18 protein-coding genes and 3 pseudogenes are annotated in these 22682 nt (G+C 68.3%); 13 read left to right on the forward strand and 8 right to left on the reverse strand.

Annotated features, from left to right (window positions below; translation table 11 throughout):
- Nucleotides 1-27 precede the first annotated feature (27 nt).
- Nucleotides 28-237, forward strand: a pseudogene (locus A5704_RS27325) (DNA polymerase domain-containing protein); the annotation flags it as partial.
- Between the two features lie 40 nt (nucleotides 238-277).
- Here the strand turns inward: A5704_RS27325 and A5704_RS02915 are convergent.
- Nucleotides 278-820 (reverse strand): annotated as a pseudogene (locus A5704_RS02915) (DNA polymerase domain-containing protein); the annotation flags it as partial.
- Between the two features lie 58 nt (nucleotides 821-878).
- On the opposite strand from A5704_RS02915, the gene fadD2 reads away from it, so the two are divergent.
- Nucleotides 879-2558 carry a long-chain-fatty-acid--CoA ligase FadD2 gene (gene fadD2, locus A5704_RS02920; protein ID WP_067757510.1) on the forward strand — a complete coding sequence of 560 codons (1680 nt, stop codon included), beginning with the start codon at nucleotides 879-881 and terminating at the stop codon, nucleotides 2556-2558.
- Between the two features lie 6 nt (nucleotides 2559-2564).
- Here the strand turns inward: fadD2 and A5704_RS02925 are convergent, their stop codons facing one another.
- Nucleotides 2565-2927 carry an ATPase gene (locus A5704_RS02925; RefSeq protein WP_067757513.1) on the reverse strand — a complete coding sequence of 121 codons (363 nt, stop codon included), beginning with the start codon at nucleotides 2925-2927 and terminating at the stop codon, nucleotides 2565-2567.
- Nucleotides 2928-3430: 503 nt separating this feature from the next.
- On the opposite strand from A5704_RS02925, the gene A5704_RS29005 reads away from it, so the two are divergent.
- A complete protein-coding gene (locus tag A5704_RS29005; RefSeq protein WP_082950264.1) occupies nucleotides 3431-3745 on the forward strand; it encodes a hypothetical protein in 315 nt (104 codons plus the stop codon).
- Between the two features lie 147 nt (nucleotides 3746-3892).
- Here the strand turns inward: A5704_RS29005 and A5704_RS02930 are convergent, their stop codons facing one another.
- Both A5704_RS02930 and A5704_RS02935 read right to left on the reverse strand, forming a co-directional pair.
- Nucleotides 3893-6094: an acyl-CoA dehydrogenase gene (locus A5704_RS02930; RefSeq protein ID WP_067757517.1), complete on the reverse strand. Its 2202-nt coding sequence runs from the start codon at nucleotides 6092-6094 to the stop codon at nucleotides 3893-3895.
- Nucleotides 6095-6194: 100 nt separating this feature from the next.
- Complete coding sequence (locus A5704_RS02935) at nucleotides 6195-7328, reverse strand: alpha/beta hydrolase (protein WP_067757587.1); 1134 nt, start codon at nucleotides 7326-7328, stop codon at nucleotides 6195-6197.
- A gap of 111 nt (nucleotides 7329-7439) precedes the next feature.
- Here A5704_RS02935 and A5704_RS02940 point away from each other — a divergent pair, with 111 nt between their 5' ends.
- From A5704_RS02940 to A5704_RS02965, 6 genes and pseudogenes are all read left to right on the forward strand, one after another.
- Nucleotides 7440-8024, forward strand: coding sequence for a VOC family protein (locus A5704_RS02940; RefSeq protein WP_067757521.1), 585 nt, complete (start codon nucleotides 7440-7442; stop codon nucleotides 8022-8024).
- On the forward strand, nucleotides 8021-8569 hold the full coding sequence (locus tag A5704_RS02945) for a hypothetical protein (protein WP_067757525.1): 549 nt from the start codon (nucleotides 8021-8023) through the stop codon (nucleotides 8567-8569). The genes A5704_RS02940 and A5704_RS02945 overlap by 4 nt, the downstream gene beginning before the upstream one ends.
- A gap of 319 nt (nucleotides 8570-8888) precedes the next feature.
- Nucleotides 8889-10325, forward strand: a complete 1437-nt coding sequence (locus A5704_RS02950; RefSeq protein ID WP_067887293.1) for a condensation domain-containing protein — start codon at nucleotides 8889-8891, stop codon at nucleotides 10323-10325.
- A 2-nt stretch (nucleotides 10326-10327) separates the two neighbouring features.
- Nucleotides 10328-11692 carry a hypothetical protein gene (locus A5704_RS02955; RefSeq protein WP_067757532.1) on the forward strand — a complete coding sequence of 455 codons (1365 nt, stop codon included), beginning with the start codon at nucleotides 10328-10330 and terminating at the stop codon, nucleotides 11690-11692.
- Between the two features lie 367 nt (nucleotides 11693-12059).
- Complete coding sequence (locus tag A5704_RS02960) at nucleotides 12060-13529, forward strand: condensation domain-containing protein (protein ID WP_067757536.1); 1470 nt, start codon at nucleotides 12060-12062, stop codon at nucleotides 13527-13529.
- 2 nt (nucleotides 13530-13531) lie between these two features.
- A pseudogene (locus A5704_RS02965) lies at nucleotides 13532-14877 on the forward strand (hypothetical protein).
- A 10-nt stretch (nucleotides 14878-14887) separates the two neighbouring features.
- Here the strand turns inward: A5704_RS02965 and A5704_RS02970 are convergent.
- Complete coding sequence (locus A5704_RS02970) at nucleotides 14888-15550, reverse strand: TetR/AcrR family transcriptional regulator (protein ID WP_067757590.1); 663 nt, start codon at nucleotides 15548-15550, stop codon at nucleotides 14888-14890.
- Nucleotides 15551-15632: 82 nt separating this feature from the next.
- Between A5704_RS02970 and A5704_RS02975 the strand changes: the two genes are divergently transcribed.
- The gene (locus tag A5704_RS02975; protein ID WP_067757542.1) at nucleotides 15633-16544 is read left to right on the forward strand and encodes an oxygenase MpaB family protein; all 912 of its coding nucleotides are present in this window, start codon (nucleotides 15633-15635) and stop codon (nucleotides 16542-16544) included.
- Nucleotides 16545-16641: 97 nt separating this feature from the next.
- Entirely contained in the window at nucleotides 16642-18216 is a 1575-nt protein-coding gene (locus tag A5704_RS02980; protein WP_067757544.1) for a PPE family protein, read from the forward strand.
- Nucleotides 18217-18235: 19 nt separating this feature from the next.
- Here A5704_RS02980 and A5704_RS02985 read toward each other — a convergent pair whose 3' ends face one another.
- The gene (locus tag A5704_RS02985) at nucleotides 18236-18652 is read right to left on the reverse strand and encodes a DUF4333 domain-containing protein (protein ID WP_067757546.1); all 417 of its coding nucleotides are present in this window, start codon (nucleotides 18650-18652) and stop codon (nucleotides 18236-18238) included.
- Between the two features lie 389 nt (nucleotides 18653-19041).
- On the opposite strand from A5704_RS02985, the gene A5704_RS02990 reads away from it, so the two are divergent.
- On the forward strand, nucleotides 19042-20232 hold the full coding sequence (locus tag A5704_RS02990) for an FHA domain-containing protein (RefSeq protein WP_082954754.1): 1191 nt from the start codon (nucleotides 19042-19044) through the stop codon (nucleotides 20230-20232).
- On the opposite strand, the gene A5704_RS27335 is transcribed toward A5704_RS02990, so the two are convergent.
- Together A5704_RS27335 and A5704_RS28700 are read right to left on the reverse strand one after the other, a co-directional pair.
- Entirely contained in the window at nucleotides 20229-20666 is a 438-nt protein-coding gene (locus A5704_RS27335) for a hypothetical protein (protein WP_082954755.1), read from the reverse strand. The genes A5704_RS02990 and A5704_RS27335 overlap by 4 nt on opposite strands.
- Before the next feature lie 44 nt (nucleotides 20667-20710).
- The gene (locus tag A5704_RS28700) at nucleotides 20711-21499 is read right to left on the reverse strand and encodes a sensor domain-containing protein (protein ID WP_197498895.1); all 789 of its coding nucleotides are present in this window, start codon (nucleotides 21497-21499) and stop codon (nucleotides 20711-20713) included.
- 160 nt (nucleotides 21500-21659) lie between these two features.
- Here A5704_RS28700 and A5704_RS28170 point away from each other — a divergent pair, with 160 nt between their 5' ends.
- Nucleotides 21660-22607 carry a sensor domain-containing protein gene (locus A5704_RS28170; protein ID WP_197498896.1) on the forward strand — a complete coding sequence of 316 codons (948 nt, stop codon included), beginning with the start codon at nucleotides 21660-21662 and terminating at the stop codon, nucleotides 22605-22607.
- Nucleotides 22608-22682: the final 75 nt, after the last annotated feature.

Below are 22682 nucleotides of genomic sequence, written 5' to 3' on the forward strand. Positions count from 1 at the left end.
GTCGAGGTGGCCCTGGTGGCCCGCGGGGTGCTGGAGGATTACGGCCTGGTCGCCTGGCCGAAGACGTCGGGGTCGCGAGGCTTTCACATCTACGCCCGGATAGCCCCGCGCTGGGAGTTCCGGCAGGTGCGGCTGGCCGCCCAGACCGTGGCCCGCGAGGTCGAGCGGCGGGTGCCCGACGCGGCGACCAGCCGCTGGTGGAAGGAGGAGCGCGAGGGGGTGTTCGTCGATTTCAACCAGAACGCCAAGGACCGCACGGTCGCGTCGGCGTACTCGGTCCGCGCGACCCCGACGTCTTCGGCCAGGCGACCAGGCCGTAATCCTCCAGCACCCCGCGGGCCACCAGGGCCACCTCGACGATCCGCCGCCAGGACACCCCGGGCATCGGATCCAGGTCGACCCGCAACTCGTCCGGGTGGTCGAGGTCGTCGGCGCGCACCGGGTGCGGGTTGAGGTCGACGCAGCCCAGGTTGACCGCCCACACCAGGCCGGCGGCGTCGTCGATGACGGCCTCGGCGGCCGACGTGCCGCGTGCGTAGTGCAGTTCGGCGACGTCGACGTAGTCGGGCCGGTTTTTCGGGGCGCGCTTCTGGAATACCGCCTCTTCCGCGATGCCCTTGACGAAACGCTTGAGGATCATCGGCCGGCCGGCCACCCCGCGCAGCGCCCCGTCGGCCACGGACAGGTAGTAGCGGACCAGGTCCAACTTGGTGAACGGCCCCTTGCCGTCGTGGGCCTCGAATACCACCCTGTCGGGATGGGTGACGGTGACCCGGCGGCCGGCCACTTCCAGTGACGCCGGACCGCTCATGTTCATCATCGTAAGTGGATGGGTACTTACCCCTCGGAATGCGACGGACGTCACATAGGGTGGATCCATGCCTAATCTGATCGGCCTGCCCGGGCAGGCGGTTGCCAAGGTCCAGCAATACCTGGAGCGCGGCTCAGCCGAATTGCACTACGTGCGCAAGATCTTCGAAGCGGGCGCCTTCCGGCTGGAGCCGCCGCAGAACTACGCCGCGATGGCCAACGACATCTACAAGTGGGGCGAGTTCGGCATGCTCCCGTCGTTGAATGCCCGGCGCCATCCCGACCGGGCCGCGTGCATCGACGAGGACGGCGAGTTCTCCTTCAAAGAGCTCGACGAGGCAGCCCACGCGGTGGCGAACGGCCTGATCGAGATGGGCGTCAAGGGCGGTGACGGCGTCGCGATCCTCGCCCGCAACACCCGCTGGTTCCTGATCGCTTACTTCGGAGCCGCCCGGGTCGGCGCCCGGATCATCCTGCTCAACAGCGAGTTCTCCGGCCCGCAGATCAAGGAGGTGTCGGAGCGCGAGGGCGCCAAGCTGATCATCTACGACGACGAGTACACCAAGGCGGTCAGCAAGGCCGAGCCGGAACTGGGCTTCCTGCGCGCGCTGGGCACCAATCCCGACGCGGACGAACCGTCGGGCAGCAAGGACGAGACGCTGGCCGACCTGATCGAGCGCAGCAGCAAAGATCCCGCGCCCAAGGCGAGCAAGCACTCGTCGATCATCATCCTGACCAGCGGCACCACCGGCACGCCGAAGGGGGCCAACCGCAGCACCCCGCCGACACTGGCGCCCATCGGGGGCATCCTGTCGCACGTGCCGTTCAAGGCCAACGAGGTGACCTCGCTGCCCGCCCCGATGTTCCATGCGCTGGGTTTTCTGCACGGCACCATCGCGATGTTCCTGGGCTCGACGCTGGTGCTGCGGCGCAAATTCAAGCCGCCGCACGTGCTCGAGGACATCGAGAAGTACAAGGTGACCGCGATGGTCGTGGTGCCGGTGATGCTGTCCCGCATCCTCGACGCGGTCGAGAAGATGGACAAGAAGCCGGACCTGTCCAGCCTGAAGATCGTGTTCATCTCCGGCTCGCAGCTGGGCGCCGAGCTGGCCAGCCGCGCGCTGAAGGACCTCGGTCCGGTCATCTACAACATGTACGGCTCGACGGAGATCGCGTTCGCGACCATCGCCGGGCCGCAGGACCTGGAGCGCAACGCCGCAACGGTCGGGCCGGTGGTCAAGGGCGTGAAGGTCAAGATCCTGGACGACAACGGCAAGGAGAGGCCGCAGGGCGAGGTCGGCCGGATCTTCGTCGGCAACGCGTTCCCGTTCGAGGGCTACACCGGCGGCGGGCACAAGCAGATCATCGACGGCCTGATGTCGTCCGGCGACGTCGGATACTTCGACGAGCACGGCCTGCTGTACGTCAGCGGCCGCGACGACGAGATGATCGTCTCCGGTGGCGAGAACGTGTTCCCCGCCGAGGTCGAGGACCTGATCAGCGGCCACCCGGAGGTGGTCGAGGCGACCGCGATCGGCGTCGAGGACAAGGAGTGGGGTCACCGCCTGCGCGCCTTCGTCGTCAAGAAGGACGGCTCCGACGTCGATGAGGACACCATCAAGCACTACGTGCGCGATCACCTGGCCCGTTACAAGGTGCCGCGTGAGGTGGTCTTCCTCGAGGAGCTGCCGCGGAACCCGACGGGCAAGATCCTCAAGCGCGAGCTGCGCGAGATGGAGGTCGACTAGCCGCGGTCAGCGGCGGTCCTTGATGGCGCGGGTGATCTGCGCCGCGAGCTTGGGGTCGACCAGGAGCTGGTCGATGAGCGCGGTGAGAACCTCCTGCCCGGTCACCCTGGCGACGCCCAGGCGGTCGGCCGCCTCCCGCTGCCAGATGTCGAGCGCGCGGTGGGTGGCCGCCGGGAGGTCGACGGTGCGGCGCGTCCGCTGAACCCGGCCCGCCTGGTTCGCCGCCGGCTGGCCGCCCATCCGCTGGGGGGCCTGCCCACCGAGTCCCATGAGGCGTTCGGTTGGCGCGGCGTCTCCCGTCGGCGCGGCCGACGGCCCGGGGCGAAACGTTCCGGCGCCGGGTCCGATGTGGCTGGGGTTGAAGTTCACTGTGGCGGTCGTCCTCCGAATGAGTGGCCAATCAGTAAATCAGCGCTCGAGTGTGTCAATACTGATTCTTCCACCGACGGCGGCGGAAGTCGCGCCGCCGGGCCGTGGGCGCGGGGCGTCGCCCCACCGCGGGCCATCCCAGCAAATTCACTTGATTAGCTGCGTAAACGATTGTTCGGGTCTGTGTGATGCGGGCCATGGGGACATCGTTGCGGGGTCGGGCAATCTGCGGTTCAGGCATTCCGCTAATACGGAACAACGCAAGCCAGTATGTCAGTATATCGCGCCTGAGCTGGAAATATGTCTGGGTAGCGACCATTCAGTACCGGTTAAAATCCTGAACTGAGAAAGTCATTAAATCCGCCCACCGTCGCCTCGATAAAACTCAGTTAAGCATTTGTTACATAATTCACAGGACATATTTCGTGTGCGGATGTTGTTTGCCGGGAAACATCTGGCTAACGTTTTCTTTGTCGGCATCAGTCTGGAAGGGAGCTCTCGCGATGACGATCTCCACGCGATCGCTGCGCGGCGCGGCCGTGGGCGCAGTCGGCGCATCGGCGGTGGCCGGCGCGCTGCTGCTGGGCCCCAGCCCCGCGGCCCAGGCTGCCCCGGCGCCATGTATCGACACCAGCTTCACCACCGCCGGCCCCCACGGTGCGCCCGGCGGTCCCGGCATCATCCCTGACCGTCCAGGCGGGGGTCATGGCGGCCATGGATGGGGTGGCCACGGATGGGGCGGGGGAGGCCACCCCGGATGGGGTTCGGGCAACCGCGGATTCTGGGCCCCCGGTCACTGGTGGAACTGGTGGTGGTGAACCACCCTCCCCGTGGTAACCGGTCAACCTCGACGTGCCGATCCACTCCAAGGTTGACCGGCCCACGGGATGGGGGGGAAACCATGCCGGCCTGACCACCCCTCAGGTCGGCATGGCCCCTCTCCGGGGCCAATGCCCAAGTGGCGGTCAGGGATCGCGAGGAAGCCCGAGCAACCGCTCGGCGATGATGTTCAGCTGCACCTCGGAGGTGCCGCCGTAGATCGTGGTGGCGCGGCTCGCCAGCAGGTATTCGCCCCATTTGCCGGGCGGTTCGCCGGGGTCTCCGATGGCGGCATCCGTGCCGAACGAGGACACCGCGAACTCGGCGTACCCCTGGCCGGTCCGCATCGACAACAGCTTGGAGATGGCCGCCGACGGCATGGCATCCCCGCCGGCCAGCGTCAACAGCGTCGAGCGCAGATTCAGCACCTTGGCGGCGTGGCCCTCGGCGATCAACTGACCGGCGCGGTGTCTGGCGACCGGGTCGAACTGTCCGTCACGAACGAACTCGACGAACTGGCCCAGGGTGGCCAGGAAGTTCGCCTCGCTGCTGCCGATCGAAACCCGTTCCGCGGTAAGGGTATTGCGGCTGACTTCCCAGCCCCGGTTCACCTCACCGAGCACGCACTCGTCGGGCACGAACACGTCGTCGATGTAGACGGTGTTGAACATCGCGTTCCCGGTGAGCTCGCGCAGCGGCTTCACCTGGACACCCTCGCTCTTCATGTCGAGCAGGAAGTAGGTGATGCCATTGTGCTTGGGGGCGCTCGGGTCCGTTCTCGCCAGCAACGCCCCCCACTGGGAGAGCTGCGCCGCCGTGGTCCATATCTTCTGGCCGGTGATCCGCCAGCCGCCGTCCGTCCTGGTCGCCTTGGTGCTCAGCCCCGCCAGGTCCGAGCCGGCGCCGGGCTCGGAGAACAGCTGGCACCAGATCATCTCGCCGCGGAAGGTCGGCGGCAGGAACCGCTGCTGTTGCTCCTCGGTCCCGAAGGCGACGATCGACGGGATGATCCAGGTCGCGATGCCCATCTGCGGGCGCTTGACCCGGCCGGTGGTGAACTCCTGGGCGATGATGATCTGCTCGACCGGACCGGCGGCGCGGCCCCACGGTTTCGGCAGATACGGCAGCGTCCATCCGCCCTCGGCGATGGCGACCTTGCGCTCGTCGCGTTCCATCGCCTTCAGCGCGCCCACTTCGGCCCGGATCTCCTCGCGCAGCTTCTCGGTGTCGGGGTCGAGGTCGATGTCGACCGCGCGCAGGCCGGTGCTCGTCGCGGTGTGCACCACCTTCTGCGGGTACTCCGACCCGCGGCCGAAGGAGGCGGCCAGGATCAATGCCCGGCGGTAGTACACGTTGGTGTCGTGCTCCCAGGTGAAGCCGATCCCGCCGTGCACCTGAATGCAATCCTGCGCGCACCGCTGGGCTGCCGCCGGGGCCAGCGTCGCCGCGACGGCGGCCGCGAACTCGACGTGGGAACCGGTGATGTCCCAGTCGTTTTCGCGCGCCTCGTCGATGGCGCGGGCGGCGTCCCATACCGCCGCGGTGGCCCGTTCGGTGTCCGCGATCATCTCCGCACACTTGTGCTTGATGGCCTGGAACTGGCCGATCGGCCTGCCGAACTGCTCGCGGATCTTGGCGTATTGCGACGCCGTGTCGGTGGCCCAACGCGCCACCCCGATCGCCTCGGCGGACAGCAGTGTGGTCATCAGCGCGTGCGCCGTGGCCATGCTCAGGTTGCGCAACGCGGCGTCGGCGCCGACCTCGACGGCGTTGGCCCGCACGTGGGCGACGGGTCGCAGCGGGTCGATGCTCTTGACGGGCTCGATCTCGAGCTCCTCGGCGCGCAGCACCACCCATTCCTCGCCACTGTCGATCGCGACCGGTAACACCAGCACGGACGCCTGCGCCGCGGCGGGCACCGCGCGGACCTCGCCGCGCAGCACCAACGTGTCGCCATGGCGGGTCGCGGTCAGCCCGCAGCAGTCCATCGCGTAGGCGGCGATCGCGGCGCCGGACGCCAGTTCGGAGAGCACCTTCGCGTCGGGGTCGTTGGCGGAGATCAGGGCACTGGCGATCGCGGAGGGCACAAAAGGTCCGGGCACCGCGCCGTAACCGAACTCGGCCAGCACGACCGCCAATTCGAGGATCCCGAAGCCCTGCCCGCCGACGGACTCGGCGAGGTGCAAACCCTGCAGGCCCTGTTCGGCCGCCGCCCGCCAGTACGGTGGCGGATTGTCGATCGGCGTTTCCATCGCCGCGTGCAACGCCTCGGATGGCGCGATGCGCGCCACCAACGACCGCACGGAATCGGCCAGGTCTTGATGCTCAGGAGTGATAGCGATCGGCATTGGTCGCCTTCCCATGCTTTCGAGTCGTGTCTCGGCCAAGCACCTTCCAAACTAACAACCGGTCGGTTGGTTGACCACAGCGGTCACCGGGTGGCGGTTCTCAGCGAAACCGCTTGGCGATCCACTTGGTGATCAGATCGGCTTGCTCGCCGCGGGCGCCCGGGGTGGTGAAGTAGTGGTCGGTGTCGACCGACGCCTGCGTCTTGTCTCCGCTGGCGAGCGCGGCGTAAATCCGTTGGGCGTCCGACGGAAAGACACCGGTGTCGGCCTCGGCGTTGATCACCAGCGCCGGGCAGGTGATCCGGGCCAGGTGCGGCTCGGCGCGAGTCTGTGCCACCCGCAGGCTCCACATGCCCAGCCAGCTGCGCAGCGTGCAGGCCGCGGCGATGCCGTGCGCGGAACGGTTCGCCTTCGCCGGGTGCCCCGCGTAACACGTGTTCGGTTGACGCCTCGTCGGCTCGATACTCGGGTCCACCATGCGGGGATCGGCCCACGTGCGCATGACGCTGAACGGGCGGTCGGAAAAACCCGCCGCGCGAACGCGTTTGAGTTCCTTCTCGGCCCAGTCGGTGATGGCATGGTTGCGCGCGGTCTGCGCGCGCCGATAGCGGTCGAGGAACTCCGGCGAATAGGGCGGTCCGTTGCGGTCGTTGAACAGGTCCAGGTCGGCGTCGGTGGCCACGGGATCGTTCTCGTCGACGACGGCGGCGTCCATCCAGGCTGTCAACACGTCGGGTCGCCCGGGATGCGCGGCGGCCGCAACGTATCCGTCCGCGGCCGGCAGCTCGGTCAGTCCCGCCGCGGGCCGCATCCCGTCCAGCGGGGTCACGTTCGGCTCCACCGCCTGCGACTGATAAGCGGCCATCAGCGATCCGCCACCCGAATTACCGAGCAGGACAACGGTTTCAACGCCTTGAACCTCGCGCAACCAGCGCACCCCGACGCCGATGTCGACCAGCGCGTGGTCCAACAGGAAACTGCTTTCGAAGCCGCGGAACCGGGTGTTCCAGCCGAGGAAACCGACCCCTCGGGTGGCCATGTAGTCGGCGAGGTAGTGCTCGGAGAAGTCGATCTGATAATGCGTGGCGATCATCGCCACCTTCGGCTTGCGGCCCACCCCGCGGTGGTACAGCCCCTGGCAAGGATGCCCACCCGCCCCGGCACGCCCTGCGGTGCGCGACGGTAGCCCGACGAATTCGCGGACAACCCCTGCGGCACCGGTGTGAGGAGTCATTTCAGCGGCCCTGTTGGCGATCGACATCTCGAAAGAAAACTGAAGCTGATGTTAGATTCAGAATCACATCTTCGCCAGGACTTCAAGCCGGGGACCGAGGGGAGCCGCGCGATGATCAAGCCGCAGAACACCAACACGGAATTCGAACTCGGCGGAATCAACCACGTCGCGCTGGTGTGCTCGGACATGGCCCGCACCGTGGACTTCTACACCAACATCCTCGGCATGCCGTTGATCAAGTCGCTGGACCTGCCCGGCGGCGCCGGCCAGCACTTCTTCTTCGACGCCGGCAACGGCGACTGCGTGGCGTTCTTCTGGTTCGCCGACGCCCCCGACCGGGTGCCGGGCATCTCGTCGCCGGGCGCCATCCCCGGCATCGGCGACATCACCAGCGCGGTGAGCACCATGAACCACCTGGCATTCCACGTGCCGGCCGAGAAGTTCGACGCCTACCGCCAGCGGCTCAAGGACAAGGGGGTGCGGGTCGGCCCGGTGCTGAACCATGACGAGAGCCCCATGCAGGTGTCCGCGACAGTGCACCCCGGGGTGTACGTCCGGTCGTTCTACTTTCAGGACCCCGACGGCATCACCCTCGAATTCGCTTGCTGGATAAAGGAATTCGATTCCAGTGATGTTCAGGCCGTGCCCAGGACCGCGGCGGACCGCCGGCCTCCGGTGGCCGCCGGTCGTCGATGACCGACGGCATCCTGACCGACGCGCAGATTGCGGCCCTGACCCCCGAGCAGCGTCGGCAGCTCATCTCCCGGCTGGAACAGCCGGTGAGCGACGTCATCGACCCCCTCTTCCTGGCCCGCGTGCGACGCATCCGGCTGAGTCTGATGGTCGGTGGTTCGGCGGTGATGATCCCCTGGGTGGGGTATCTGTCCACCACGCTGCCGGAGAACTACGTCGTGCACGACTGGCCCCTCACCTGGGTGGGCTTCGACATCCTGTTGATGACGTTCATGGTGGCGACCGCCGTTCTGGGCTTCCTGCGTCGTCAGGTGCTGATTCCGGCCGCGTTCACCACCGGGGTGCTCCTGATGTGCGACGCCTGGTTCGACCTGATGACCGCGGGCCCCAACGACCTCTGGCTGTCGGTGGCCACCGCGGTGCTGGTCGAGCTGCCGCTGGCGGCCTTCATGGTCGTCAGCGCGTTGCGGCTGATGCGCCTGACCATGGAGCGATTTTGGTTGCTGGATCCCGGGATGCGGCTGTGGGATCTGCCCCTATTGCCGTGAGGCGGTGACGGTTTGGCTTGCCGGTCCGGCGTCGGAACACAACCGAAGGGAAAGAAGACTACTGGCGAGGCGGCGCCGACACACGCCAATTGCGAATCTTCGCAAAACGGCGTAAAAGACCGTCTTCCTCGACTAATGTCCAATAGCAGCGACACAGGGGGGTGCAAGCGACGCCGTAACTTCAGCCCGACCTACGGCGTCCAAGAATCCCGACACGAAGGTTTATTTTGTGCTGCGCGGAAAGTCCGTTGCCGCACGGCTTCTCGGCTCCTCCCATGCCGCGCACAACATCGGCACCGCAGAACGGGGACTGGGGGAGATGGTCGCACTCGGAAACATCTACGAATGGCAACCGGCCCAGGGGCCGCTGACCATGTGGACGGCTTCACCTTCGGCGTGCGAAGCGGCTCGCGCCGCGCAACGAAGTGATCTGGCTCCGAGTTATCAACAGTCTCAACACCTCTGGGCCGCCTACCATGGCAGGGCGATGAACCGGGCGCTACCGCGCCTGATGATCGTATCGTGGGACATTCCCGGAACGTGTGACATCCCGGCGATGACGGCCGCGGTCAACGCGCACGTCCGCCGGCACGACACCTACCACAGTTGGTATGAATTCGATAACGGCGTCATCGTGCGCCACGCGATCGAGGACCCCGGCGTCATCGACTTCGTTCCGATGTCGTTCGGGCACAGGACGGTCGACCAAGTGCGCACCCACGTGCTGACGACGACCCCCGCAACGCTCGAATGGGATTGCTTCACCTACGGCGTCGTGCAGCACGCCGACTACTTCACGTTCTATGCGAGCGTGGACCATCTGCACATCGACGGCCTGTCGGCGGGTGTGATCTTCGTCGACATCCACCTGGCCTATCAGGAACTCGTCCAGGGCCGGCGGTCCGCAGCGCTTCCCGAGGTCAGAAGCTACCGCGACTACACCGCGCGGCAGCGCGCGAAGGTCGCCGGGCTCACCCTGTCGTCTTCGGAGATCAAGGACTGGATCGCGTTCGCGCGCGACACCGACGGCGAATGGCCCAGCTTCCCGTTGCCGCTGGGCGAGACCTGGACCAACAGCCAGGGTGACCTGGTAACCGTCGATCTGCTGGATGCGGCCGGCACGGAGGCTTTCGACGCCGTGTGCTGTGCGGCCGGCGCCCGGTTCATCGGCGGGGTCCTCGCCTGCACGGCGTTGGCGGAGCGGGAATTGACCGGCGGCGCCGTGTATCACGGGTTCACGGCCAGGGACACCCGGACGCCGGGCATCGACACCATGACGGTGGGTTGGTTCGCGAGCCTGGTCCCGGTCACGGTGCCGACCGCGGGAATTACCTTCCCCGAGGCCGCCCGGGCCGCCCAGAAGTCGTTCGACGCGGCCAAGGATCTCGCCGGTGTTCCGGTCGAGCGACTGCTGGAGTTGGGCGCACCCGACGAACTCGGCATCAAGCTGCCCACGCGTCTGCCGATGATGCTGTCCTTCCTCGACTTTCGGAAGATCCCGCTTGCCGGGTTGTGGGCGGAGACCAATTTCGGCACCTACGGCGACAGCCTGTCGCACGGCGGGATCAACATGTGGATCAACCGCCACGCCGAGAAGACGACGGTGACGATGTCCTTCCCGGACAACGCGACGGCGCGCGAGTCCGTGGATCGCTACATCGCGACGTTGGGTGAGATGTTCGCGCGCGTCGTCGACGCCACCGGAGGCCAGCCGGGCATTACCGCGCCGACCAAGAACGACGACGAGGCGGCCTAGCGATGAGCAACCTGCTGGACCTGGCCGACCAGACCCTTTTCCTGGGCGAGCGGGCGACCGCCACGACCAGTGTGTTGCAGGCGATCTGGGTGTACGACCGCCCGATCGACATCGACGGTTTGCGCGCCTTCCATCGCCACCTCGGTCGGGGCCGCTTGCGCCGCCGCATCGAACGGTCCCCGTTGCCGTTCGGCCGGCATCGCTGGGTGGCGCCCACCAGCCAGTCGGACCTCGAGATCGTCGCGACGCCCCGGCCTCGCGACGATCTCGAAGCGTGGCTGGCCGAACAGGCGGGTAAGCGGCCGGATGCCGAGCATGGCCCGGGCTGGCACCTGGGGGTGCTCCCGCTGACCGACGGCGGCGCGGCGGTGAGCCTGGTGGTGACCCACTGCCTCACCGACGGCGTCGGGCTGTGCGAGGCCTTGGCGGATGCGGCGTGCGGCCGCGACGACGCGATCGACTGGCCCGCGGCGGCATCCCGGGGACGGTGGCAGGCGCTGCGGGAGGACGCGCGCCAAAGCGCGCGGGACACAGCCCATGTGGGCCGCGCCGTGGTCGCGGCGGCACGCATGGCCCGGGCCGGCCGCGACGCGACCGCCGTTGCGCCGGCCAACAAGCGGCCCGCGCCGCCCGCCGGGCCGGACCGACCCCTCGAGCTGCCCATGGCGACCATCTTCGTGGACGCCGACGAGTGGGACGCCCGCGCAACCGCGTTGGGGGGAACCAGCAACGCGCTGCTCGCCGGATTGGCGGCCCACCTTGCACAACGCGTGGGCCGGGTCGCCGCGGACGGCACCGTCAACGTGGGGATGCCCGTCAACGAGCGCACCCCGGGCGACACCCGTGCCAACGCCGTCGTCAACGTCGACATCACGGTCGACCCCACGCCCGCGACGACCGACCTGCGCGAGATCCGCGCCGGCATCAAGGAGGCGCTGTCCCGCCACGAGGATGAGCCCGACGAACGCTGGGCCTTGTTGCCGCTGGTTCCCTTGATCCCGCAAGGTGTCATGCGGCGACTGATCGGTGTGGTCACCGGCAGTGCCGTCACCGTCGTGTCGTCCAACCTCGGGTCGATGGACCCGGCCGTCAATAGGCCGGACGGCACCGAGGCCGACCACTTCGCGATGAAGACTGTCTACCCGGGTGTGACCACCGCGACCATGTACCGCACCAACGGCGCGCTGGCGCTGCTGTCGGGCAGGGTGCACGGCCGGGTCTTCGTCTCGTTCCTGGCCTACGAGCTGGGTCGGCACAACTCCCAAGCCGAGTTAGGGCAGCACATTTCGGAGGCCCTGACCGACTTCTCGCTTACCGCCACCTCGGGTTGGGGCCGGCTGCCAACCGGGCCGATGGCCGTCTCTTAACTTCGGGCGCAACGGCCGCTCGGGCAACGACTCCTCCCCTCGAGCGCGCCCTTATATAGGCGCGCCACCGAAGCGACTGATCGGCAAACCCGGCCGCCGCATCGCCGGTCCGACTGGAGCGATGTGGGATGCTTCACAGCACCGCGCAATTGTTGCCTTCGTCGCAACCGTGCGCTACCGTCCTCAGCGGCGACACAGGGGGTGCATAGCGACGCCATAAGTTCGGGTCCCGACATCCGGGAAGCACGTCGCAAAGTATTCAGCCCAAAGGGAATTCGTGCTTGGCTAAAAGCCATGCGAAAAAGCCCGCCTGCATCCCTGCCCCCGCCAAGGCAATTCGGCATCGGAAGAACGGGGACTTAAGCAGATGGTCTCGCTCGGCAACATCAAGGAATGGCAACCGCCCCATGGCCCGGTCACCGCGTGGACGGCCTCACCGCTCACGCAGGAAGCAGCTCGCAACGCGCCACAAAGCGACTGTGCTCCGAGTTACCAGCAGGGGCAACATATTTGGGCCGCCTATCACAGTGGTGCATTGCGCAGGCAGATACCGCGATTGATGATAGTGGCCTGGGACATTCCCGGCGTATGTGACATACCAGCGATGACCGCAGTGGTCAATTCGCATGTCCGTCGCCACGACACCTACCGCAGTTGGTTCGAAATCGAGAACGGTGTAATCGTGCGTCGCGCGATCGACAACCCCGACGCCGTAGAGCTTGTGCCCATGGAGTTCGGACACATGGCCGCCGATCAAGTGCGCAACCATGTGCTGACGGCGACGCCGGGAACGCTCGAATGGGGTTGCTTCACATTCGGAGTCGTGCAGCACGAAGACTATTTCACGTTCTATGCCAGCGTCGATCACCTGCACATCGATGGCCTGTCCGCCGGTGTCATCTTCGTCGATATCCACTTGGCCTATCAGCAACTCATGCAGGGTCACCCGTCCCTCGCGCTTCCCGAGGTCGGGAGCTATCAGGACTATGCCGCGCGACAGCGTGAGAAGGCACGGAGCCTGACGCTGGACTGCCCCGAGGCAAAGGAATGGATTGCGTTCGCCCGCGATGCCGACGGTGACTGGCCGAGTTTTCCTCTCCCCCTTGGGGATACATGGTCCAGCAGCAAGGGCGACTTGTTGACCGTGGAGCTGCTGGACGCCACCGGCACGGAGACTTTCGACGCCATGTGCAGCGCCGCCGGCGCGCGATTCGTCGGCGGAGTTCTTGCCTGCACCGCTTTGGCCGAGCACGAGTTGGCCGGCGGTGAGGTGTTTCACGGGTTCACGGCCAGGGACACCCGGGCGCCCGGCATAGACACCATGACGGTGGGTTGGTTCGCCAGCCTCGTGCCGGTCACGGTGCCGACCGCCGGGACCACATTCGGCGAGGCGGCCCGAGCCGCCCAGAAGTCGTTCGATGCGGCCAAGGATCTTGCCGACGTGCCGGTTGAGCGGGTCATGGAGCTGGCTGCGGCATCGGACGATCTGGAGATAAAGCCGCCCACCCGTTTGCCGATGATGTTGTCGTTCCTCGACTTTCGCAAAATCCCACTCGCCGGCCTGTGGGCTGAGCTGAATTTCGGTACTTACGGTGACAATCTGTCCGCCGGCGGCATCAACATGTGGATCAACCGGCAGGCCGCGAATACCACGGTGACCATCTCCTTCCCGGACAACCCGGTGGCCCGCGAGTCGGTGGATCGCTACATCGCGACGCTGACCCGGGTGTTCGGGCGCGTGGCCACCGGCATCGCACAGCAGGCGGACGTCGTAGCGCCGCGAGGTGGGCCGGCGAGCACGAAAGCCCCAGGGGAAGACGACAACGAGGCGGCCTAGCGATGAGCAACGTGCTGGATCTGGCCGACCAGACCCTCTTTCTCGGTGAGCGAGCAACCGGAACCACCAGCCTCGTGCAATGTGTGTGGATCTACAACCGCGCCGTCGGCATCGACGGCCTGCAAGAGTTCCATCACCATTTGCAGCGGGGCCGGTTATGCCGCCGGATCGAACGGTCCCCGTTACCGTTTGGCCGCCATCGGTGGGTCACGCCCGGCGATCAGCCAGGCATCGAGTTCGTCGCGGTGCCCCGGCCGCGCGATGCCGTCGACTCCTGGCTGGAGGTGCAGGCGGCCAGGCGACCGGACGCCGAACGCGGGCCCGGATGGCAGCTCGCGGTGCTGCCGCTCACCGATGGGGGAGCGGCGGTGAGCCTTGTCGTCACGCATTGCCTCAGCGACGGGGTCGGGTTGTGCGAGGCGCTGGCGGACGCGGCCCAGGGACGCGACCGCGCGAACGGCTGGCCCGCCGCGGGATCGCGGCCGCGGTGGCGGGCGCTGCGCGAGGATGCATACCAAGCCGCGCGCGACGTGCCGCGGGTCGGCCGCGCCGTGGTCGCCGCGGCGCGACTGGCCGGCCGTGGCGGCGGCGGCACCGTGGCCGATGTCCGGTCACCCAACCGGCGACCGCTCACCGGGGCTGACGAAACCGTCGCTCTCCCAACGGCAACCATCTTCGTCAATGCCGACGAGTGGGACGCCCGCGCGAACGCCTTGGGGGAACCAGCAACGCGCTGCTGGCCGGGTTGGCGGCCCGCCTGGCCCAGCGGGTGGGACGGGTCGCCGCGGACGGCACGGTCACCGTCGGGATACCCGTCAACGAGCGCGGCCCGGCTGATACGCGCGCGAACGCGGTCACCAATGTCGACGTCATGGTGGGCCCCGCGCCCGTGACGGACCTGCGCGAGATCCGCGCCGCGCTAAGGCAGGCGTTGCTCCGCCATCAGGATGAGCCGGACGAGCGCTGGGCGTTGCTCCCGCTCGTTCCTCTGATCCCACGACGCGTCATGCGCCGGCTGATCGGCGTGGCCACCGGAAGCGCAACAGCCGTCGTGTCGTCCAACCTCGGTGCGGTCGACCCGGCTGCCAACCGCCCCGACGGCACGGACGCCGACTACTTCGCCATGAAGTCCCTGTACCCCGGGGTGACTGCCGCGACGATGCGCCGCACGAACGGGGTGTTGGCGTTGCTGTCGGGCAGAATGCGCGAACAGGTGTTCGTTTCGTTCCTGGGCTACGAGGCGGACGGCCAGAACTCGAATGCCGAATTGGGACAACAGATTTCGGGCGCCTTGAGCGACTTCTCGCTCACCGCGACCACGGGGTGGCCCACCGGGTGCCCGGTGTGAGAACGCCGCGTCAGGATTCCGCGCGCGCCTCGGTCGGTCGGTAGAGGTTGGGCTCGGCGAGCTCGTCGAGCAGGGCGGCCAGGTGATCGACGAGCTCTTCCGGTTCGAGTCGGACGTCGCCGGCTAGCCAGGCGCTGATGGTCTGCCCGACGCCGCCGACGACGAAGTGCGCCGCGGCCTTGATGCGGTCATTGGCAGGCACTCGCAGCGCGTCTCCGACGTGCTGGCCGGACAGCATCGCGAACAGCGCGGTGGATTCGGCGCGCTTGCGCACGATCACCGGATCGGCCAGTTGCGTGCTGAACAGCAGGCGCCCGAGGCGCGCGTCGTCGGCGATGGTGCGCACGATGTTGGCCATCCCAGCCCGCGTCTGCTCGTGCGCCGGCACGGCAGCGACTGCGGCCTGGGTGGTGGCCGCCAGCTCGGCGACCACCGAGTCGAACACGGCGGCGACGAATTCGTCTTTGTCGGCGAAGCTTTCGTAGAAATACCTGGCCGCCAGGCCGGCCTGGCGGCACACGCCGCGAACCGTGACCGCGGAGATGTTCTGCTGCTCCGCCCCGAGGAGGTCCAAGCCCGCGGCCAGCAGCCGACTCCGGCGCGTGGCCAGGCGCTGCGCGGCCTCGACGCCGCGGTACGGCCGCGCCCCCGAGGTTTCGCTCATGCGAACCATCTTGACACCAACGCGAGGCCACGACAATATCAGGAAACGCGCGTTCGCACATTCCCGGGCGGCGCCGTTGGAGGGGTTGACCATGGCACTACACGAGGCTGTTCGCGAACCGGTCCGGCACGTCGAGCGCCCCGTCGCCGATGCGCCACGGCGATCCCCCGCGCGGCGGCGCCGACGGCCGCTCGGCATCGACGAGGGGTTGATGGGAGTGGCACTGCTGGCCGGCCCGGCGAACGTGATCATGCAACTGGGGCGCCCCGGTGTCGGCTACGGCGTCATGGAGAGCCGCGTCGAAAGCGGCCGAATCGACCTGCACCCGATCAAGCGCGCCCGCACGACCTTCACGTACCTGGCGGTGGCGACCAGAGGCAGCGACGCCCAGAAGGACGCGTTCCGCCGAGCGGTGAACCGGGCACACGCGCAGGTCTACTCCACCCCCGAAAGTCCGGTGCAGTACAACGCTTTCGATCCCGACCTGCAGCTCTGGGTGGGGGCCTGCCTGTACAAGGGCGGCGTGGACATCTACCGGATGTTCATCGGCGAGCTGGAGGGCGAGGACGCCGACCGCCACTACCGCGAGGGCATGGCCCTGGCCACCACGTTGCAGGTGCCGCCGGAGATGTGGCCGCCGGACCGCGCGGCGTTCGACCGGTATTGGCAGGAGTCGCTGGCCAAGGTGCACATCGACGACGCCGTGCGGGAGTACCTGTACCCGATAGCCGCCAGTCGCATCCCGGGGCTGACGTTGCCCCACCGCCTGCAGCGCGCCTCCGACAGCTTCGCTCTGCTGATCACCACGGGTTTCTTGCCGCAGCGGTTCCGCGACGAGATGCGACTGCCCTGGGATGCCACCAGGCAACGGCGCTTCGACCGGCTGATCGGGACGCTTGCGCTGGTGAACCGGCGCTTGCCGCGGTTCATTCGGCAGTTTCCCTTCAATGTCCTGCTGGCCGACGTCGATCGCCGGATCAGGACGGGCCGCCCGTTGGTGTAGCACCGGGGCGGCCCGGCCCACCCGCCGAGTTGATAACGGAAATCATTTTCATTAAGCTCTCCTCTGCCTGGTAAGACCTCCAGCCCGAGGAGTACCCATGACGGCGCCCATCTGGATGGCCTCGCCACCGGAAGTGCACTCCGCCTCGCTCAGCAGCGGCCCCGGTCCCGCGTCGCTCCTTTCGGCGGCAGGGGCATGGTCCGAACTGAGCGCCGAATACGCCTCGGCCGCAGCACAACTCAGCGGCGTCCTGGCCGCGACGCAGGCTGCCTCGTGGGAGGGGCCCAGCGCGGAATCGTATGTGGCCGCCCATGCGCCATACCTGGCGTGGCTGACGCAAGCCGGTGCGCACAGCGCGGCGACCGCCGCCCAACACGAGACGGCCGCAGTCGCCTACACCGCGGCGCTGGCGGCCATGCCGACGCTGCCGGAACTCGCCGCCAACCACGCCGTCCACGGGGCGTTGGTGGCGACGAATTTCTTTGGCATCAATACGATCCCGATCGCGGTCAACGAGGCCGATTACGCGCGGATGTGGGTTCAAGCGGCCACCACCATGACCACCTACCAAGCGGTGTCCGCCGCGGCTGTGCAGTCCACGCCGCAAACGGACCCCGCCCCGCCGATAGTCAAATCCGATGCCTCCAGCCAAGACTCGGGCGGCGACATCCACGACCCCACGATCGACAACCCGCTCGACGACTTCATCGCCAACATCCTGAGGAACCTCGGCATCAACTGGGACCCCGCGCAGGGCACCGTCAACGGCTTGCCCTACGACGCCTATACCAACGCGGGAGACCCGCTGTTCTGGGTGGTCCGGGCGCTGGAACTGCTGGAGGATTTCCAGCAATTCGGCTATTACCTGGTGCACAATCCGGCGCTGGCGTTCCAGTACATCGTTCAACTCATGCTGTTCGACTGGCCGACGCACATCCTCGAGATCTTCACGAGCCAGCCGGAATTGCTGGCCCCCGCGGTCCTGCTCGCGGCCGCCCCCTTCGGCGCCGTCGGTGGCTTCGCCGGGTTGGCCGGCCTGGCGAGCATGGCCCCGCCCGCCGTCACGCCGGCGCCACTGCCGGCGGCCGCCCCACCGCCCAGTCCCACTCCGGCCGTCGCGGTCGCGCCGTCCACCGTCGCGCCGGCCCCGGCGCCCGCCTCCGCCCCGGCGTCCGCACCCGCTTCGACCGTGACCACCGTCGCCAGCTCCGCGCCACCCGCCCCGCCGCCACCGCACGCCGCGGGTTTCGCCCCGCCCTACGTCATCGCCCCGCCCGGCATCGGGTTCGGCTCGGGCATGGGCGCCGCGGCCAGCTCCAGCGCCAAAAGGAAAGCGCCGGAACCGGATAGCGCCACCGCCGCCGCGGCCGCCGCGGCACGCGGACAGGCCAGGGCGCGACGGCGCAAGCGGGCGACGCGGCGCGACTACGGCGACGAGTTCGCCGACATGAACGTCGGCGTCGATCCGGATTGGGGCGCCCCGGCCGGCGAGCCTTCGGCGCTCGCATCGGAGAACGGCGCGGGAAGGCTGGGGTTCGCGGGCACCGGCCGCCGCGAGGCGACCGCTGCGGCAACGGGACTGGCCACTCTGGACGGTGACGAGTTCGGCGGCGGCCCAAAGATTCCCATGCTGCCGGGGAGCTGGGACGCCGACGGCAGCGAGACGCGGTAGTGCACGTCGCGGCGGCGCTTTAGACCTTGGTGCCCTTCGGGGCGCTGACTTCATAGCTGCCCGAGTCGTCGGTGAAGGTGACCACGAACTGGTGTTTGAGGTGATCGATGGTCACCTGGCAGGTGAAGGTGCCGCCCTTGGTGACGGTCGGGTTCTGCCCGTCGTTGCAGGTGACGTCGCTGACGTCCCGGGCGCCGTAACCCGCCGGGTCGGACAGGACGTGTGCGACGCCGGACTGGACGGCGGCGACATCGAGCTGCCTGGTGACGAAGAATCCCGGCACCCAGAAACCCGCGATGGCCGCGATCGCGGCGGCCACGGCGGCCGCCGCTCCCAGATAGAGCGGCAGGTGCCCGCGGCGGGGTGTCCCGCCGGCCGCACGGAAGGTGGCCGGCGCCCAGGCGTTCGCACCGATGGGCGGCGGCGGGTAAGGCACGGGCTGCGGCCTCCACGCGACGGGCCGGCGCAGCGGTTCGGTGCGCGGCTCGTAACAGCGTCCCGGTGCAACCGGTTGGGGGTTTTGCCGTGGCGCCAGGGGCGGGTGTGGCTGCATCGAGGGGCCCTCTCTTCCGTGCCTCGCGGCGGATCGGCCCGCCACTGCTTCAACTTAACCGAAGCGGTAGTCGCGCGCAACGCTTTTAAACGGTGCGCCATGGCGTGGTCGAGCGCAGTGACGGCGTCGGGCGCAGTGCCGCTTTGAACTGCGCAGACGTGCCGGGGCTGCGACGCGGTACGGCGTGCAGGCGGGCCAGGGCTCGGCGACACCGCCGCCGCATGGTGGATTTCCCGGGACCGGTGCACGCGGGTCGGATGTAGCATGCAGCAGTGGTGCACCGAGTCCTACCGCAGCAGTGGGGCGCCTACTCGACCGAGGAGCGATCAGTGACATTCGACCAACCGACGACCGCGCTCACCGTGCGGGTCGGCCAGGCGACGCGCACCCTGGCGCCCGCGGCCGGCGTCGCCGTCATCGGGCGCGACGCCGGGACCACGGTAGCGGTGGACGACGAGCGGATCTCGCGGTCACACGTTCGGCTCGAGCCGCACCGCGACGGCTGGCAGGCCTTCGACACCAGCACCAACGGGATGTTCGTCGACGGGATACGTCGCAGCTCGGTACTGATCACCGGGCCCATCACGATCTGTCTCGGCGCCCCCGACGGGGTCCCGGTGACCCTGACCCCGCAGCACCAATCGGACGCGCCACCAGAGGAATCGACCCAAATCATGCGCCCGTTCGAGGCCGAGGACGAGCAGTGGTGGGACAACGAAAGCGACCCCGGCGTCGTGCGCGCGGGCAACGCGGTCGCAGAGCGGCGTCAGCAGCTGGGGATTTCCCAGCGCAGCCTGGACCGCGACGGAATCATCAACGCGGGCGCCCTGATCAATTTCGAGAAGGGTCGCAGCTGGCCGCGCCGCGCCACGCTGGAGAAGCTCGAGCGGGTGCTGGACTGGCCCACCGGCCACATCACCCGAATCCGCCGCGGCGCGACTGCGCCGCCGACCGGTGGTCCCATCAGGACCGGCGGGCCGGTCGCGGGTGCCCTCGAGGAGGCCACCGAGTCGTTCACCGACTCCGTCCAGGCGCCGCTGATGGCCGAGACGGTCGAACTGGCCATGCACACCCTGCACACCGCCATCTCCGAGTTGCCCGAGCCCACCGATCCCGACTTCACCCCCAAGGCCACGAAGACCCTGGCCGACCTGCGCAGACTGGAGCGGCTGGCATCGAGCGCCGCGCGCAACGCCAAGGGCAGCCCGTCGGTCATCCTGGCGTTGAGCGGCGTGCGGCGCAGTTACAACGACTTGATGATGCGCGCGGCGCGTTCACCGGGGGCCACCCTCGGCCAGCGGCTCTACGGCGCCCGCCACCGCGCGGAGTTGAACCTCGAGGAGGCGGCCAACGGCGCCGGCCTGCCGGTGTCCGTCCTCGAAGACGCCGAGGCGGAGCGCTCCATCGCGCCGGAGGCCGCACGGGCCATCGAGAACCTCATCGCCCAGCTGACGATCAGTTAACGCGGCGGTCCGGCGATCCAGGGCGGTGTGGCGGGCGCGGTGTACGCCCGCGCGGCGGCCTGGCGCCGCAAATGCTTTCGCGCATTGTGGTTTTCGAGTAGGGCCACCCAATTCCAGACCAGCACGGAGGCCAAACTCCACCACCCGGCCAGCAGGTTGTGGAGCAGGGCGTTGTCCAGTGCGGCCTCGCATTGGGCGAGCGTCCCGGTGACCGTGTAGGCCTGGTTGAACATCAGAATGACGGCGCCGGTGTGTTTCCTGACCCGCACGGCGAAGAGCGGTTCCGCGCCCCTTGGCGGCGGCGGATAGCCGGGCGGCGGGGCGTGATGCGCCGACGGGTAGGGATGCGCCGGCGGGTGGGGATGCGCGGGCGGGTATTGATGCGGCTGGGGGTAGCCGTAAGCGTGCCGGTGGCCTCGGTGCGGCGCGGACATGATTCCTCCGTAGTGGGTAAGGGTTCGGGTGGGCGACGGGCGAGTCACGCTTGCGAGATCACGGCCGTGGTTTTCGAGACGATGTCGGTCGCTTGGGTGGTGGTGTCGAACCCGCACCACAGGGTGTCGACGATGACGTTGTTGACCAGCCCGATGGCCCGCTGGCAGGTGGGCCCGCGGCCGCTGGGTTGGGTTTGAAGGATGGCCAACGTGGAGTCGCTGGCCTGCAGCTCGCCGAGCTCCCAAACGGTGGGGGCGTGCCCGGGGGCCGTGACGATGATGGAGCGGTTGGCGCAGCCGGACCAGCGCGCTTTGGATTGGCCGAAGAATTGCCGGGCCGAATCGGCGTCACGGAAACCGATCAGGACTTGCATGAGCGCGTGCTCGCGCACGGCGGGTGTGGCGTCGTCGAGTATCTGCCCCTGCACCGCCGTCCAGTTGCTGCCTTTGTACGCGGTGGCTTCGGCGGGCGAGTAGGTATCGACGCAGGCGGGGTTGGACAGCATCTCCTCGTCGTGCCACATCCGCGAGACCGGCTTACGCACCGTCATGCCGGTGGTGTGCGCGATCGTGTTCACGTCGTCCTCCTTGAGCAGCAGGTCGGCGAGGTGCTGGGGCAGGATCGCCGGCGGTTGCCAGCGGCCCAGGTCCGCGGCGGCCGCCGGGCGCCCGCTGGTGGTCGCGGTGCACCCCGTCAGCAGCAGGGCCAGGCCGACGGTGGCAACCAGCGCCCAGCGCACGGCGGGTGCCAGGTGCGGTCCGCGCCTCGCGGTGCCCGACCCGGGTGCGCCGCTCGACGGTTTGGCGTGGTGTTGCAGCGATGCAGCGCTCATGGGGTCCTCCTGCCAGGTCGTCCGGTCATGGTGGAACGCTAGCAATAAAAACGGAGCGGTGCAACGTTTCAAAACATTGCGCACCGCAGAACGCTGTGTTTCAATTCGGAGCAATGCGGCGGAGGCGCCGCACACGACAACCCGTTCCGAAGGACCGCACATGCCCAACCACCCGCACCCGCCGATGACCCACCCGACACCGCCGAACCCGGAGCAGGTCACCGCGGTCTTGCCGCGCCGGCCATTCGCGATGGCGGGCCCTCCGCCGAGACCGCCCCTGCTGCCGGGGGCGCCCGCCTGGGGACCCTCGCCCGGATACCCGCCGGCGTTCGTCCCCGCGCCTTCGCGGCGCTGGCCCACCTGGGCGCAGATCGCGGTGGGGGCCGCGGTCGTGGTCACCCTGGGGGCCGCGGGCCTGGCGATCAACGTCGCAGCCAGCCCCGACGACACGGCGAGCTCGACGGTCCTGCCGGCGCCGAAGACTTCCGCGGCGCCGGTCAGCCCGGGCCCGGCACCGGAGGCGCCCACGGTGCCGTTGTCGGCGCTGCCCGGCCTGTTGCTGGACGTCGCGATGATCAACAGCATCGAGGGCGCCACCGATATCGCGCCCGCACCCGACTCGGGCAACGACCACACCGCCTACAGCGGCCTGACGACCGACCGGCCCGAATGCGGTGAGATCCAGGCGCCCGCACTCGAGTCGGAACTCGACGGCAGCGGCTGGATCGGTGTTCGGACCCAGTCGCTGCAGGACCGCGACGGCGCCCGGCACCTCAACCACAGCGCCGCGATCTACTTCGGCACCGCGAAAGCGGCCAACGACTTTGCCGCCAAGCAGGCGCAGGCGTGGCCGAGATGCAACGGCGCCAGCCTGCACCTGACCACCCGCCGGGAGCCGACCAGCGTCTGGACAGCGGGCACCGCCACCAACCGTGACGGAATGCTGAGCATCACCAACACCCAGGAGGGCGCCGGAGGCTGGCAGTGCCAGCGAGCCCTGGCGGCGCGCAACAACATCGTCATCGACGTGCGCAGCTGCGGCGAGAACCGCACCGATCAAGCGATCACGATCGCCACGCGGATGGCCGAGCGCGTCACCACCGGCTGACCGCCGAACTCATCGCGAAGGAGGGATGATGATCAGCCCTGGCAAAATCGGCGAACGAATCTGATGCGCTGGTGG

The organism is Mycobacterium sp. E735 (assembly GCF_001666955.1).
Taxonomy (GTDB): domain Bacteria; phylum Actinomycetota; class Actinomycetes; order Mycobacteriales; family Mycobacteriaceae; genus Mycobacterium.

Bases quoted from the DNA above. Each gene is read 5' to 3' on its own strand.
- fadD2 (WP_067757510.1), top strand. From the start codon at position 879: ATGCCTAATCTGATCGGCCTGCCCGGGCAGGCGGTTGCCAAGGTCCAG.
- A5704_RS29005 (WP_082950264.1), top strand. From the start codon at position 3,431: ATGACGATCTCCACGCGATCGCTGCGCGGCGCGGCCGTGGGCGCAGTC.
- A5704_RS02930 (WP_067757517.1), bottom strand. From the start codon at position 6,094: ATGCCGATCGCTATCACTCCTGAGCATCAAGACCTGGCCGATTCCGTG.
- A5704_RS02935 (WP_067757587.1), bottom strand. From the start codon at position 7,328: ATGACTCCTCACACCGGTGCCGCAGGGGTTGTCCGCGAATTCGTCGGG.
- A5704_RS02940 (WP_067757521.1), top strand. From the start codon at position 7,440: ATGATCAAGCCGCAGAACACCAACACGGAATTCGAACTCGGCGGAATC.
- A5704_RS02945 (WP_067757525.1), top strand. From the start codon at position 8,021: ATGACCGACGGCATCCTGACCGACGCGCAGATTGCGGCCCTGACCCCC.
- A5704_RS02950 (WP_067887293.1), top strand. From the start codon at position 8,889: ATGGTCGCACTCGGAAACATCTACGAATGGCAACCGGCCCAGGGGCCG.
- A5704_RS02955 (WP_067757532.1), top strand. From the start codon at position 10,328: ATGAGCAACCTGCTGGACCTGGCCGACCAGACCCTTTTCCTGGGCGAG.
- A5704_RS02960 (WP_067757536.1), top strand. From the start codon at position 12,060: ATGGTCTCGCTCGGCAACATCAAGGAATGGCAACCGCCCCATGGCCCG.
- A5704_RS02970 (WP_067757590.1), bottom strand. From the start codon at position 15,550: ATGGTTCGCATGAGCGAAACCTCGGGGGCGCGGCCGTACCGCGGCGTC.
- A5704_RS02975 (WP_067757542.1), top strand. From the start codon at position 15,633: ATGGCACTACACGAGGCTGTTCGCGAACCGGTCCGGCACGTCGAGCGC.
- A5704_RS02980 (WP_067757544.1), top strand. From the start codon at position 16,642: ATGACGGCGCCCATCTGGATGGCCTCGCCACCGGAAGTGCACTCCGCC.
- A5704_RS27335 (WP_082954755.1), bottom strand. From the start codon at position 20,666: ATGTCCGCGCCGCACCGAGGCCACCGGCACGCTTACGGCTACCCCCAG.
- A5704_RS28700 (WP_197498895.1), bottom strand. From the start codon at position 21,499: ATGAGCGCTGCATCGCTGCAACACCACGCCAAACCGTCGAGCGGCGCA.
- A5704_RS28170 (WP_197498896.1), top strand. From the start codon at position 21,660: ATGCCCAACCACCCGCACCCGCCGATGACCCACCCGACACCGCCGAAC.